The sequence below is a fragment of the Nostoc cycadae WK-1 genome (genome assembly GCF_002897135.1).
Taxonomy (GTDB): domain Bacteria; phylum Cyanobacteriota; class Cyanobacteriia; order Cyanobacteriales; family Nostocaceae; genus Nostoc_B.
In genome coordinates this window covers 272,562-287,301 of record NZ_DF978430.1, presented here as the reverse complement: position 1 = coordinate 287,301, position 14,740 = coordinate 272,562, and the positions used below count along the sequence as shown (strand labels likewise).

The following is a 14,740-nucleotide window of genomic DNA, read 5'->3' as shown; positions in this document are numbered from 1 at the left end:
GGAGGGATGGAATTGATAAAGTCAAAAATAAAAAGGCAAAAGTAAAAAGGCACTAATCTTCTACCTTTTTACTTTTTACTTTTGTCTTAATAGCCCCTATTTCCTGATTATTTTTGTTGAACTGTCAAAGTATACTTATGCTTGGCATCAGAGTTAAATGTACCGACCCAAATTTGATAAATACCTTTTTTCCAGTTGCGATCGCTAATACTAGCATCTTTACTTCTACCAGTGTCATCACCGCAACGAATTGTGTCATCGTTTGGCCCTTTGATGAGTAAAGTTGTATCAGTATTACCTGTATTAACCAATATTGTTAGTTGGTCAAAGTCTTTTTCTAACACCATTGTGTAATCTGGTTTGGGGTCTGCAAAGCCTAGACAAGCTTTTTTATCGCGATCGCGGTTACTAATGGCAGACAATGAGAAAGAACCACCTGTATAACCCGAAAATTTACCTTGAACTGTTTCAAACCCCGGTAACAGACTAAACTTACCAAAATTCGCTGTTTCTGCGATCGCTGGTGTCGCAGTTACCGTAGCTAATATAGCTAAAACCCAACCAATTCGTTTCTGTAGTCGGGGGCGACGGTCTCTCATAGTAGCCCTCCAACAGGCTTAACTAAATGTAGTTATATATACATATTGTAATTAATTAATTCCCGAATAATTTGACTGGTCTGTGCCACATTAAGATGTGACACAAAAAGGGATTGGTCATTGGTCATTGGCTTCCTCTTCTTTCTTAACTTCATACTTCACACTTCTTTCTTACTCTTGTAGCTGTAAGAAAACACCGCCTTTAAGTACGTTTGTTTCGCTACCGTAACTACTGACTGTGAGCGATCGCAAACTATTAAAAAATGGTTTACCTAATACTTCTATAAGCTTCAAAACAGGAATTTGTCTTTCTAAAACTCCTTGACTTTTTACCCAATCAATGTAGATATATCCTTGGTTGGGTTGGGGAATTGCTGCAACACTATTTTGGAAATTGCGATCGCTAATTAATGATTTTTCTTGATTGGTGAGAACTTCATTCATTGTGGCCAAGTCGGAGGCAAAAATTTCGTAATTATCTAAGGTTGTGTGTATCCCTTGAGCTTGAGCTTCAATGGTGAATGATGGTCGGTCTTTGGCTGGTGTTTGTTTAGCTGTTAACTGTGTCCAAGCCGAGATTTTTTGTTGATCTAAACTTAAATTACTACTGCTAAATCCACTGGAGGCGGCGATCGCATCTAATTTCGCTATCCCTTCTGGTACGCCTTCTGTTTTCTCCACAACAAAAATCCAATCGGGGATAATTTGTCCAGGATGGGGTAAAAGTGCGATCGCATATTCTCCTGTTACCCAGCTAAAAATATCTTGAGCAAAGTTGATTCCCCAGGTTTTCTGCACTTCGGTTAATGGTTGTACCAATCTAGAAATTACATCTGTTCCTGAACCAGAAATAGCTGTTTTCATCTGTGTCCAGAATTTGGCTAAATCGCTGTCACCCAAGTTGCTTAAATTAGCACCAGAAATTGCTAACCCCGCCGACGCTGGAATATATTTCAACGCTCCTACTGGTTTTGCTAGGGGCGATGATGGCGGCGTAAGTTCTGAAGCAGTTAAAAAGCTGGTTTCTGCTAATAAACCTTTGGAGTTCAAGCCTAGTGAAATAATTTCACTATCATAAGTTGGTTCTGGTAGTTTTAAACCTTGCCATTGAGCAATGATGGGAAAATTTAAGAAAGTAACAGCTAAGGAAGCTGGCGGTAATTGCTGGAGAGCTTTTTGATATTGGGGAGAACTAGTTAAATTGAGGTCTGGTGCTTGGACGTTGTTAATTGCATCTTTAACGACACTAGGATCATTGGCAAATAACACAAAGCCATCACCAACCACTGCGGCGGCTAATTGGCTATCGTAAAGCACCTTCACACCTTGATATTCTTCTGTATCTAAGTTAGCTCCAGCTAATACCCGTTTAGAAAATAGCAACTCGACAAACTCGCGGCTTTTGTCTTGTTTATTGGTAGCTAAAACCATGAGATATCCTGGCTGCTGTCCGTTGGCGGAATCACGGTCTAAATCTGTTGTCGTCACAGCTAGGGTAATTTCGTTTCCTAGCCAAGGCTGAATATCTTTTTGATAATCTATGCCACTCTTGGCTAATAAACTGGTTTTGATTTGAGAAATTTCCCCATCTCGTTCTAAGGCTTGCAAACGGTCGGGGTTGGTGAGTAATGATACCATCACCGGAGAAAGTTTCGATATGAAAATAGCTGCACCAGGTTGGGAAGTCGAGGCGACTAGGTTCACAGGACTTTTGGTAAAGAACCAAAAAGCTGCGATCGCAATTAATATTAGTGCGATCGCACCAGCCGCGATTAAACCAAACAATGAGCTTTGCCGATTCACCATAAACCTATTCAATAATCAGTTTCACAGCCATTTAACCAGAATTAGTCAAGACTTAAGCAACTAACACACTAAATCAATGTGTTTAACTGTCAACAGTCAATGGTCAATAGTCAAGCTTTTTTTAGGCTATGGACTTTTGACTATTGACAGCCTCAAATAGAAATCTATGACACGTAGCTATAGTTCGTTATTAAGAATCAATGCTCATGCTAAGGGTTAGGTTTTCTGTCAACATAAATGTATAGGATCGTTTACAAAAACTTCATGACAGATAAATCCTTTGGTCAACCCATGACTCAGATTAGTGTTGAGGAATTAGCAGAAAGTTTAGCTGCTGGTGATGCAAATATTCAGTTAGTAGATGTGCGTGAACCCCAAGAATTAGCGATCGCTAGTCTTCCAGGTTTTGTTAACTTCCCGTTGAGTGAATTCGCTAACTGGAACGAACAAATCTTCGCAATGTTGAATCCAGAAGCTGAAACTCTGGTACTTTGCCATCATGGCGTTCGTTCTGCTCAGATGTGTCAGTGGTTAGTGGCTCAAGGGTTTACCAATGTAAAAAATATTTCTGGTGGTATTGCTGCCTATTCCCAACTAGTAGACCCAACAATTCCGCAATATTAGTCAATGGTCATTAGTCATTAGTTATTCCCCTTAAACCCCTGCACCCTCAAACCCTTACACCCTACTCACTACTTCCCACAATCAGCATTTACCCTGACGACATTTATCTTAAAGGGTGAGAAAAATAAGTATCTAACAATACAGCTTATTTGAGCAATTTGTGGGAAGATACTTAACAATTAAAAAACTTTAAATCGTTAAATAACTTTTGCTAGGAATATTTATTAGTTCAGAATTAGCAATCTAAGAATGTTGCTATAAGTAACTATAATAGAAATAAACATTTTGCTATCTTAATTAATTAATATTTAGTCTTTTTTGCATTAGCTAAAAAATTTTTCCAATTTTTCTTAAATTTGCTTTCAGTCATAAATACCTTATGGAAGTCCAGTTGACAAATCGACAACAGCACATACTTTGGGCAACAGTACGTCACTACATTGCTACAGCAGAACCTGTTGGATCAAAGGTTTTAGTTGAAGAGTATGACCTAGGTGTAAGCTCGGCCACCATTCGGAATGTGATGAGTGCATTAGAAAAATCTGGGCTACTTTATCAACCACACACCTCAGCCGGAAGAATCCCTTCTGACTCAGGCTACCGCATCTATGTTGACCAGTTAATTGCACCTTCTCTACGAGACACTACACGAACAGAAACTTTAGCTAAAGAAGTAGAATTGTCACTCCAACAACGGCTGCAATGGGAAGATTGGAGTTTAGAAGCCTTGATCCACGGAGCCGCGCAGATTTTAGCCACATTGAGTGGTTGTATTAGCTTAATTACTATGCCACAAACTTCAACAGCCTTAGTCAGGCATTTGCAATTGCTGCAAATTGAAGCTGGTAGAATTATGCTGATTTTAGTCACAGATGGCTATGAAACTCATTCTAAAGTAATGGATTTGCCGCCTGTAAAAGAAGATGCTCAACTTGATTCTGAAGTAATTGATCGTGGGTTGCAGATTGTTTCTAACTTCTTAAATAGCCACTTACGAGGGCGGAGTTTACTAGAAATAGCTAACCTAGATTGGAGCCAATTAGATCAAGAATTTCAACGTTATGGAGAATTTTTGAAAAGTGCGATTGCGGAATTAAGTCGTCGCACTCAAGCACCAAATACGACACAAATTATGGTGCGGGGTGTAGCAGAAGTTCTGCGTCAACCAGAATTTTCCCAATTGCAGCAAGTCAAAACGATTATGCAATTGTTAGAAGAAGAACAAGATAAACTATGGCAATTAATTTGTGATGAAGCAGAAATAGAAGACACTAGTAAATCTAGAGTAACAGTGCGAATTGGAGCAGAAAATCCACTAGAGCCGATACGTACTTGTAGTTTAATTTCTTCTACCTACCGCCGAGGTTCTGTACCTATAGGTAGCGTGGGAGTTTTAGGGCCAACCCGCCTAGATTACGAAAGTGCGATCGCAGTAGTAGCCGCCGCCGCCGATTACCTCTCAGAAGCTTTTAGCTAACGGATTTTTAGCAATCCCACTGACTGAATTTGTATATTTAATTACCCTTGATGATTTAGCTTCATCTAGGTTTTAATGGAATTTACTTCCTCATACGTTTCTACTTTACATAAATTACAGAGTATTATCCCAAAAACGCAGTTAAACTCATTTCTCAAGTGAAACGCATTTTCTGAGGAAGAATTAAACATTAAGCTCGGCTAGGGGATTCAGTCAATGATCAAAATTGTGGGATTGTTAATGACCGGATTTTGGTTGTTCATGCTTTATGACTGTATTCGCAACGAACCGAAGCAGCGATTATGGCTGTGGATTTTGATTCTGGTTAACTTTCCGGGTGCGATCGCTTACTTTTTCACGCGCTGGATATCACGAAGAAATATCCCACTTCCTAATTATTTGAGTTACTGGAAAAGTAACCAAAAACTTTGGACAGCAGCACAAGCAAGAAGTATAAGCAAAGTTAACATTGGCGATTTCGGAAGATTTTATCAAGCAGAAACAACCTCTAAACAAGATTTAAAAAACACAGATGATAATCTGCAAACCCTTTGGAATGCAGCAGTTATTGATATTGAAAATCAAGAACTTGCCTCTGCTCAACAGTATTTACAAACTATATTAAAAATAGACCCAGATTATCAATATGGTGACGCTTCTTTAATTTATGGCGAAACACTGTTTGCTTTACAAGAATTTGCAGCAGCTAAACAACATTTGGAAAATCACATCCAACATTGGAGTCATCCACAAGCTTATATAACATTGGCTAAGATTCTCTATCGACAGGGTGATGTGGAGACTGCACGTAATTATTTAGAAACTATTATTGTTAAAGTTAAAGAATCTTCTTACTACCACTACAAGCGTAAACAGGTTATAAGTAAGGCCGAGAAGCTATTAAAAACCATAAAACGTTAAAATAAAGTTATTTTTAAGTTTATGTTGAGGAAGGTAGCTCTGTTTTCTCTGTGGATTGGGTTGATTATTTATGCGTTTTTCTTAGCGCCACCCGATCAACCAGATACATTTGAGTTAATCAAGAAACTGTCGATTGGACAATGGCAAGGGATTAATCCTTTAATTATTTCGTTATTTAATCTCATGGGGGTTTGGCCTCTCGCCTACAGTGCATTAGCATTTACTGACGGTAGAAGTCAAAAAATCCCAGCTTGGCCATTTGCTACTGCATCTTTTGGTGTCGGTGCGTTTGCATTATTGCCTTATTTATTTCTTCGAGAACCAAATCAAGAGTTTGTTGGCAAAAAAAATATTTTCATTAAACTGCTAGATTCGCGTGTGACTGGTATTATCCTCACAGTAATTGCCAGCATACTAGTTGCTTATGGAGTACAAGGTGGCAACTGGCAAGATTTTATCCAACAGTGGCAAACTAACCGCTTTATCCATGTGATGAGTTTAGATTTTTGCCTACTGTGCATATTATTTCCGGTGTTATTAGGTGATGATATGGCGCGTCGAGGCTGGAAAAATAATCAACTATTTTGGTTAATCAGTTTAGTACCTTTACTTGGCCCCTTGATTTATTTGTGTGTACGTCCAGCATTAACAGAAGATAATGCAACAGATATAGCAAAGCAACAAGTGATAGTTAATTCATAATCCTATCCCCGACCCAATACTTTTCGGTTAAGCCCAAAAACAGGTAAATTGAGAATTGTAAGTCCGCCTGCCTTCTGTCGCTCAAAATCAAGGTTTTTAAGCGACAGGAGGCAGGTTTTGTTAGTGTAGCTGCTTACACTGGAATTTCAATTAAAAATTCAGTACCTTCATTGATAACAGAGTTACAACTCAATTTTCCGCTGTGAGTTTCTTCGACGATTTGACGGGCGATCGCCAATCCTAATCCCGTTCCTTTTTCTACAGCTTTCGTAGTAAATAAATTGTCAAATATTCTCTGTTTAATCGATTCATTCATACCCTTGCCATTATCAGCAATGGCGATTTTAACTAGATTATTTTCCAGTGAAGTTGTAATGCTAATTCTGTTGGGTTGAGCTTTGATTTCTTCAAAATTTCGTCCAAGGTTCGATTCTTCTAATGCGTCAATAGCATTAGCAAGAATATTCATAAATACCTGGTTTAATTGCCCAGGAAAACACTCTATTTGTGGTAAATTACCGTAGTGATTCACGATTTCAATTGCCGGACGTTGTTCGTTAGCTTTGAGACGATGTTTGAGAATAAGAATAGTGCTATCAATGCCTTCATGAATGTTAAACGGCACTTTGTAATCTTTATCGCCACGAGAGAAAGTACGTAAACTAGTGCTGATATTTTTGAGCCTGTCACACGCCAAAGTCATGGAATCAAGCATTTTGGGCAAGTCTTCTAAGCTATATTCCAAGTCAATTTCTTCGGCATGGTCTAGAATTTCTTCACTTTGGTCAGAGCAAGTTTCTTGGTAGAGTTTTAAGTGTTCCACAATATCATTAAAGGTGGGTTTAGCTTGTTTAAGACTGGCAGCAATAAAACCCAAAGGATTATTCATTTCGTGAGCAACACCAGCAACTAAGTTACCCAAAGCAGACATTTTCTCACTTTGAATTATTTGTAATTGCGCTTGTTGCAAGGCAAGTTCTGCTTGTTTGCGATCGCTAATATCAATCACTACCCCATCCCATACAGTTACCCCATCAGCTTGTCGCGTTGGCCTTGAAGCAAATTGCACCCATTTCACCCTTCCCGAAGGCAGGACAAGGCGACATTCTTGTTCAAAAGATGTGAGATTTTGTGCAGAGTAGGTGAGGGCTTCTATCATTGCTGCATTATCGTCAGGATGGTGCATTGTAGAAAGATTATGTATCCCTGCCATCACCAACTCTGGATCTAACTCATACAAGTCCCAACAGCCAGAACTAACGTAAGGTGTAGAGGTGGAACCATCCGCTGCCAGATGGAATTGGTACACCATACCCGGAATATTATTTGCTAAATTTTGAAAGCGGATTTCATTAGCCTGCAATTGTGTGAGAGATTGTGTCAATTGTTGAGCATAGTTCTGAGAATTTTCATAAAGTCGCGCATTTTCTAGGGAAATTGCGGCTTGAGCGCAAAGTAGATTGAGGAGTTCCACTCGATCGCTCGTGAACGCCCCCGTAACTAAACTATTTTCCAGGTACAAAATGCCCATCAATTTGCCTTGATGCAATATTGGACTGCACAAGATACTTTTAGGCTGTTGACGCACAATATACGGATCGTTGGCTAAAAGCGGATCTGCTGTCGCATTTACCAGGACAACAGTTTGATTGCTGTGCTTGACTTTGTAAATTAGTTTGTGGGGAATATCTTGACTATCTTCAACAGGAGTTCTCTGCAACACAACTGGCTGTGTTCCCTGAGTAATTGAGCCTTTAATTAATAGGTGATCGTCTCGTAACAGCATTAATACACATTTATCAGCCCCCGCATTTTCGATGACGATTTTCAGTAAAGATGCCAGCAATTTTTCCAGTTCGATTTCACTGGAGATCGTATGGGAAGCTTTGAGAATCGCTTTTAAATCTAGGGTATTTGAGACACTGCTGTTAGAAGTGGCTCCACTGGTGGAGGTGACAGTCCCCAAGGGGATGATGGTTTCGTTAATTGAGAGGGTCGAACGGGTTTGCTGTAATATGGGGGCAAGTAGTTGGGGATAGCGTTTTTCTAAATCGGCAACTTTGGCTTTTGCACCCCATTTGGCGTAACAATAGTAAGCTTCTTGCATATAGCCTGCGGCAACTTTGGTTTTACCCCAGCCCAGGTATAATTTAGCTGCCAGTTCGTTAGCTAAGGCTTCTTCTTGGATGTAGCCGTTGACTTTAGCAAGAGAAATAGCGCGATCGTAATATTCCTCTGCTTCATAATTCTTGCCTAATACCCGATATTTTTCTGCCTCTACCAAATCCACCTTATGCTGGTAATTGATATGTGCATGATGCGCCCATTGCTGTAACTTGGTTTGGTTTTCTGTGACACTCTGCAATGCTGCTGATGTTACATCTAACTCTGGATTCAATTGTGCCAAAGTCAGCAGAGAATCATAAAGATAAAATACTGGTTCGCTGACTAATCCCGCACCAGCCATAAAATAGCGCCTGACTTCAATAGCATGATTTTTCGCTGGCTCAATTTCTCCAAACAAGAAACAAAGCATTAATTTATATAAATGGAAAATATACAATCCATATCCATCATTGACGGATTGTAGCTGCTGGAGAAATTCTGTTTCTTCCAGGGCTTTTCCAGACAAAAATGTGGTATTCTCTGCCAAACCAAGCAGATTTAAAACCGGTTGCCAATAAATCCGACAATAGTTTGCGGTTGTCAATTGATTTATTTGCATCAAACTATGGCAGTAGGCGGAAATATCCTGCTCTAAGGTAGCCAGGGGTTGATTACACCAAAAAGAATTGAGACAAAAAGTGTGTCCATTATATCCAGCAAGTACCAGGTTTCCAAATTCTAAGGCACTGGTGTAACCTTCTTGCAAGAGGGGTAATGTTTCTTGAATGTGAGATTTGCGGTGTACAATAAATATCCCCAAAATCATCAAAATCTCTGTTTTAGTGGCTTTGGCATCGAGTTTTGAGATAATCTGGAGTGCCAGAGAACCAAACTGCGTTCCTGTATCTACGATTTGGAAGAAATTGCAGAGAATATTGCCATAGTTGGCATAGCCGAAAGTAGAAGTCGATGTGTTACCATACTGAATCGAGAGTTTAACAGACAAAGTATTCAGCAATGGGTACAACGGTGAGCCAGTGAGGTAAGCTGCTGGGCTGATGATATTGCCAATCTTGAGAATAGCGAGTTTTTCGGCATCTTGCATCTGTGGCAAGTTAACCAAATCGGCAATTTGCCTATCTCCAATCAGTTGCTCAATCTCTTGGATTTCTTGTTGCCAATCTGATGGTGTCGGTGTTTCAGGAAAAGTAGCACCAAGCTGTTGTAAGACTGGTTGGGCGATCGCGATCGCTGAAGTTAATTTACTTTGGAAAATATGAGATTGAATTCTAATGCAGTAAACATTCACCTTTTCTAATAAAGAATGTGCCTGTTCAATAACAGTATCAATGAACTGTTCCATCGCCTCAAAATTACCATTTAGCAGTGCTACTTCTGCCGCTAATTCATGCAAGGCAAGGGTCATTTCATACTGCTGCTGCCAAGTATTTTCTCCCAATAAAGACAATCCCACTGTGACATATTCACGTGCTGCTTGATAGGCGGTGGAATTTTTGGCTTTGCGAGATGCAATCAGATTAAGTTGTGCTAGTTCATTTCGTTGAGTTTGTTCGCTAATTAAAGCCGTGCCGTAATTTAATTGATTGACGATTTCAAAAATCCGGTCTTCTCTTACTTGTGCGGAAATCTGTTGTAGCAGCAGTTGTCCGATTTGGTAGTGAGTCGTCTGTTTTTGGTCATCAGGAATCAGGGAATAAGCTGCTTGCTGCACTCGGTCATGTAAGAATTTGTATGTAACAATCAGTTGATTTTCTGATGTACGTGCTTGATTTTCTTGCCCGACATAAAACTTATAAACATCACCAATTGGTAAAATCAACCCTTCTTGCAAAGCTTTCCATAAAGCCGCAGCCGTCTCAATTTCTGATTGCTGCGAAACAATCGCCAAAGTTGCTAAATTAAAAGAGTTACCAATACAAGCCGCTAACTGCAAGACATCTTGTGTTGATAGCGGTAATTTTTGCAGTTGCCAACTCATAAAAGTTACAACATCATCTGTAACTGCTTGAGCCGTCACTTCTGATAGATTGCATTGCCAACAGCCTATCTCAAAATCAAATTGAATTAATCCATCTTGATGTAATGCTTTAAGAAACTGTGTGGCAAAAAACGGATTTCCTTGAGTTTTTTGATAAATCAATACAGAAAGATGCCATGCTAAATCTTCTGAACATTTGAGTGTATCAGCAACTAACTTATTTACTTGCAGTTGACTCAGTGGTGCTAAAGTAATCGTATTAATCTTTGCTTGTGATTTCGCAATATCACTCAAAGTCAACATCAATGGATGGCGTGGAGTGACTTCGTTATCGCGGTATGCACCAATAATGAAAAGATGACTTGTATCAGCCATTAATAGCTGCATTAACTTCAGCGATGCTGAATCAGCCCATTGCAAATCATCTAAAAATATTACTAAGGGATGTGATACACTGGTGAAGACTTGGGTAAATTTTTGAAATAATAAATTAAAGCGATTTTCTGCCGATGTTCCTGATAACTCTATTGCTGGTGGTTGTTCGCCAATAATTCTTGACAGTTCGGGAATAACTTCAATAATTACCTGCCCATTTTCACCAACAGCATCTAATATTTTAGTTTTCCATTGCTGAATTTGCACATCACTTTCTGTTAATAATTGCTCCATTAAATCCCGGAATGCTTGCACAAAAGCACTGAAGGGAATATTGCGTCCAAATTGGTCATATTTGCCTTTGATAAAATAGCCGCGTTGCCTAACAATCGGTTTATGCACTTCGTTGACAACCGCAGTTTTACCAATTCCGGAAAACCCAGCAACGAGCATCATTTCTGTTGCGCCAAGACTTACTCTATCAAAGGCTTGTAGCAGGGTTTCTACTTCAGTTTCTCGTCCATATATTTTGTCGGGGATGAGGAAGCGATCGCACACATCACGCTGTGCTATTTCAAAGGATTTAATTTCACCAGTTGCTTCTAGCTGCTGTAAACAATTGTCTAAGTCAAACTTTAATCCTAATGCACTTTGATATCTATCTTCGGCATTTTTTGCCATCAATTTTATGACAATCTCACCCAGAACTGAAGGAAGTTCTATTTTGGGATTACTTAACTTTTCTGGGAGTTTTGCCAAATGAGAATGTACCAACTCCATTGGGTCACTAACTTGAAAAGGTAACTCTCCTGTAAGTAATTCATAAAAAGTTACACCGAGGGAATAGAAATCTGTGCGATAATCAATCCCACGATTCATTCTCCCTGTTTGTTCTGGAGATATATAAGCTAGTGTTCCTTCTAAAACATTAGGATTGACTAGTGTTTGGGTTTCTCGTGGTAGTAAAGATGCAATGCTAAAGTCAATTAATTTAACTTGTTTGGTTTCGGGATTAATTAATATATTACTGGGTTTAATATCTTTATGAATGATGCGATCGCGGTAGAGTATATCTAAGGTATCGCACAAAGCTATCGCTATCACTAAAAACTCTTTTAAAAACGCGACACTTTGATTTTGGGCAAAATAATCGGTGAGAGAAATTCCCCCAAAGTCTTCCATTACCAGTGCATAGCCATTTTGGAAGGGTTCGAGGCTATAGGTTTGAACAATCAATGGTGAGTTGAGATTTTTAGCAATGGTATACTGATTGCGAAACGACAAGAGTTCATGGAAGCTAGGAAAAGGATTTTTCAGTAATTTAATCGCTACTGGTACTAAGTCGGATTCTCTAACTGCTCGATAAACTTGGGTTCTAGAACCACTGTAGAGTTCTTCAATGATGCGATATCCAAGAATACTAGCAACAGCACTAACCATACAGCTAAATCCTCACTATTTCTGGTGGATTTAGTATTCCCAGATCGTTAATGATAAGTGAAGAATAGAAGCAAATTGTCAAGCATGGTATTTGCTGTATTGGCATACTCCCTACCCTTCAGGGTTGAAATCTGTGTCAAAATTTACGTGGAATGGTATAACAGCTTCTTTTAAAAGTAAAAACTAATATTTTTTATTTATAACCTGCGGTAAAAACTGAGATTGGTATTTTTGAATTTCCTCTAAAATCTCTTGGCGTTGTGGATGACCTTCACTCTTATTGACTAATGGAAGCAAATTCGTCTAATACAATTACCTTTGGCTGTGGTTCAGGATTGTTTACAGATGCTTCTAGGGAGTTCATAATTTTTATCTTTGAAGGGTGTTTGTTTGAGTAAATTTTATAAACGCATTTTAATGTTTATATATTCGCTTACTTTCGCTCCAACCCACAAAACAAATACCTAAAATTATGCTCAATCCTACTATAAAACCTGAATGACGACCACCAGTGATCAACAGCATATCTAAAAATTCAAGCCCAACATAAGCTGTTTGCTTGAGTCAATAAAAAATACCTTTAGTTGGTGCGTTAGGTTATCTTAGTTTACGTCCTGCATTACGCACAAATCTTGCTCCAGATTTTGCCGGAGCAAATAGATAATTTTATCTTAGCGATCGCTGCTGATCAAAAAATAGATTATGGGAAAAAATAATACCCATAATCTAGAGTTTTGCAGAGTTTACTACTTTTGAAATCAGCCTAATTTTTAGCGGGAATTATAAGCAACTAGATGAAGTACATCACGCACTACGCTATAACCATTTAAATCCCACAGTAGATAAGCAAGAAAACCAATCATAGCTAAACGACCGTTCCAAAGTTCAGTCTGGGGAGTTATTCCAGCTTCCAAAGCATTACGATCTTTGCCATTATATGCGGTTTCTGTTTTATCACTAGGATAACGTTCCATTGTTAAATTTCCTAAATAGAATCATTTCATTTCTTATAGTAGTTACCAAACTACATACTATTATCTGTCTGTAGTTTCAAATCACCAGTAAATCTTGAGAGAGAGTTTCCAAAGTCAATAAATATCACAAAAGATAAGTATTTTTTATCTACAGATACATAATTTATAGATGAGTAAAATTTCCGAATATCAACATTTTACTCATCAATGTTATGGCTAAATTGCTAGTGAAATACTGCTTCAGTTAGAGGAATTATAAATTTTGCTATTAATTCAGCAATGAGTCTAATTCAAGCAATAAATCTTACGTATGAGGAAATTTTCGTACTTGATACTCGGCTGACTCTATTAGCTGATAGGTATCTCCTAATGCTTGAGCAAATTTACTATCAATAACTGCTAAGTCTGCTTCAGAAATAGCTTGCCACTGTTCTCTTGTTGCCCAACGAATAATGAAAATAACTTCTGAAAGGTTGTGTGGGTTAATCCAGACTTCTTTACTAAGGAAGCCTGGATACTTTGCTAAGGCTGTTGTCCAAATTTCTGCATCTTGCTGGATAAAACTTTCTCGCCGATTTGGTTCAACCTGAAATTTCAGCAGTTCTATAACCACACCTTTTCATTCCTTCTGTTTGCTAATTTGCCAAAATAGAGATGTAGGCTAGAATTAACTCCGCTTCCAGCATAGCTTGATTGCATACACTCAAGAGCAAGGAGGCTGGTTTGAAATAAATAACAGGAAGGACGTATGGATAGCAACAATTGGTTGCAACAGCTAATGATGGTAGGAATTGGTACAACGTCTTTGGTAGCAGAAAAGTTGCGAGAAGTCAGTGATGAATTAGTCAAAGACGGCAAGCTAAATCCTGAGCAAGCTAAGGCGGTAATGGATGATATTGTACAGCAGTTAAAGTCGGAGCAAGGAAACTGGGATGTTCAAATGCAAAGACAAATGCGGAATATGATGCAGGACTTAGGGGTGGCGCGCCAGTCTGAGGTAGATGAACTACGGGGAAGAATTGACCGTTTGGAACGTCAAGTACGTGATTTAGAAAATAAGCTTTGGCGTTAAATCTGTCCTTTGTGATTTAAACTAAATGTGTTCTGTTAGTATTGCTTTTTCCAAACGACCTCAGTAGGGAGGACTAATTTTGAAAGCAATTTTACTCAGCGTGGGTGTCATGCTGGTTTGTGTTGTGGTTTTAGTGTTAGGGCAATTAGGCAATAAACAAGATACTGCCATTGCTGCTAATTTGACTCAATCGCAATCATCGCCCACTACCATTACAAAAAACGATACTCTAATAGCGAACAACACTATGTCTGATAAAAATGTTGTCACTACTTCCTCTGGGCTGAAATACGTTGAAATCAAAGAGGGAACAGGGGCAACGCCTCAGTCTGGCCAAACAGTTGTAGTTCACTACACTGGCACTTTAGAAGATGGTACTCAGTTTGATAGTTCCCGCGATCGCGGCCGTCCTTTTAGCTTTCAAATCGGAGTAGGACAAGTGATCAAAGGTTGGGACGAAGGCCTCAGCACAATGAAAGTTGGGGGTCAACGTGAGTTGATTATCCCCGCAGAGTTAGGCTATGGTTCCCGTGGTGCAGGTGGTGTAATTCCACCTAACGCTACCCTAATTTTTGATGTGGAATTGCTTGATGTTAAGTAAAGGCTGAAGTGTGAAGTATGAAGTCTGAAAATTTTATACTTTCA

General features: G+C 39.0%; 11 protein-coding genes. 6 read left to right on the top strand and 5 right to left on the bottom strand.

The features are described from left to right. Positions 1-107: 107 nt before the first annotated feature. Both NCWK1_RS16355 and NCWK1_RS16350 read right to left on the bottom strand, forming a co-directional pair. Entirely contained in the window at positions 108-599 is a 492-nt protein-coding gene (locus NCWK1_RS16355) for a hypothetical protein (RefSeq protein WP_103125429.1), read from the bottom strand. 171 nt (positions 600-770) lie between these two features. Next, positions 771-2,405 carry a DUF3352 domain-containing protein gene (locus tag NCWK1_RS16350; RefSeq protein WP_103125428.1) on the bottom strand — a complete coding sequence of 545 codons (1,635 nt, stop codon included), beginning with the start codon at positions 2,403-2,405 and terminating at the stop codon, positions 771-773. Between the two features lie 264 nt (positions 2,406-2,669). On the opposite strand from NCWK1_RS16350, the gene NCWK1_RS16345 reads away from it, so the two are divergent. From NCWK1_RS16345 to NCWK1_RS16330, 4 genes are all read left to right on the top strand, one after another. Beyond that, complete coding sequence (locus NCWK1_RS16345; protein WP_096577010.1) at positions 2,670-3,029, top strand: rhodanese-like domain-containing protein; 360 nt, start codon at positions 2,670-2,672, stop codon at positions 3,027-3,029. A gap of 379 nt (positions 3,030-3,408) precedes the next feature. Next, a complete protein-coding gene (gene hrcA / locus NCWK1_RS16340) occupies positions 3,409-4,506 on the top strand; it encodes a heat-inducible transcriptional repressor HrcA (protein ID WP_103125427.1) in 1,098 nt (365 codons plus the stop codon). 216 nt (positions 4,507-4,722) lie between these two features. After that, on the top strand, positions 4,723-5,427 hold the full coding sequence (locus NCWK1_RS16335) for a tetratricopeptide repeat protein (protein WP_103125426.1): 705 nt from the start codon (positions 4,723-4,725) through the stop codon (positions 5,425-5,427). A gap of 21 nt (positions 5,428-5,448) precedes the next feature. After that, the gene (locus NCWK1_RS16330) at positions 5,449-6,129 is read left to right on the top strand and encodes a DUF2834 domain-containing protein (RefSeq protein ID WP_103125425.1); all 681 of its coding nucleotides are present in this window, start codon (positions 5,449-5,451) and stop codon (positions 6,127-6,129) included. A gap of 133 nt (positions 6,130-6,262) precedes the next feature. Here the strand turns inward: NCWK1_RS16330 and NCWK1_RS16325 are convergent, their stop codons facing one another. The 3 genes from NCWK1_RS16325 to NCWK1_RS16315 all read right to left on the bottom strand — a co-directional run bounded on the left by NCWK1_RS16325 (position 6,263) and on the right by NCWK1_RS16315 (position 13,636). Beyond that, positions 6,263-12,049: a trifunctional serine/threonine-protein kinase/ATP-binding protein/sensor histidine kinase gene (locus NCWK1_RS16325; protein WP_103125424.1), complete on the bottom strand. Its 5,787-nt coding sequence runs from the start codon at positions 12,047-12,049 to the stop codon at positions 6,263-6,265. Positions 12,050-12,819: 770 nt separating this feature from the next. Beyond that, complete coding sequence (locus NCWK1_RS16320; protein ID WP_096577000.1) at positions 12,820-13,023, bottom strand: chlorophyll a-b binding domain-containing protein; 204 nt, start codon at positions 13,021-13,023, stop codon at positions 12,820-12,822. 304 nt (positions 13,024-13,327) lie between these two features. Continuing rightward, on the bottom strand, positions 13,328-13,636 hold the full coding sequence (locus NCWK1_RS16315; RefSeq protein ID WP_096576998.1) for a TIGR03792 family protein: 309 nt from the start codon (positions 13,634-13,636) through the stop codon (positions 13,328-13,330). A 135-nt stretch (positions 13,637-13,771) separates the two neighbouring features. Here NCWK1_RS16315 and NCWK1_RS16310 point away from each other — a divergent pair, with 135 nt between their 5' ends. Both NCWK1_RS16310 and NCWK1_RS16305 read left to right on the top strand, forming a co-directional pair. Then, positions 13,772-14,095 carry a phasin family protein gene (locus NCWK1_RS16310; protein ID WP_096576996.1) on the top strand — a complete coding sequence of 108 codons (324 nt, stop codon included), beginning with the start codon at positions 13,772-13,774 and terminating at the stop codon, positions 14,093-14,095. Between the two features lie 79 nt (positions 14,096-14,174). Further along, a complete protein-coding gene (locus NCWK1_RS16305) occupies positions 14,175-14,696 on the top strand; it encodes an FKBP-type peptidyl-prolyl cis-trans isomerase (RefSeq protein WP_096576994.1) in 522 nt (173 codons plus the stop codon). The last annotated feature ends 44 nt before the right edge of the window (positions 14,697-14,740 follow it).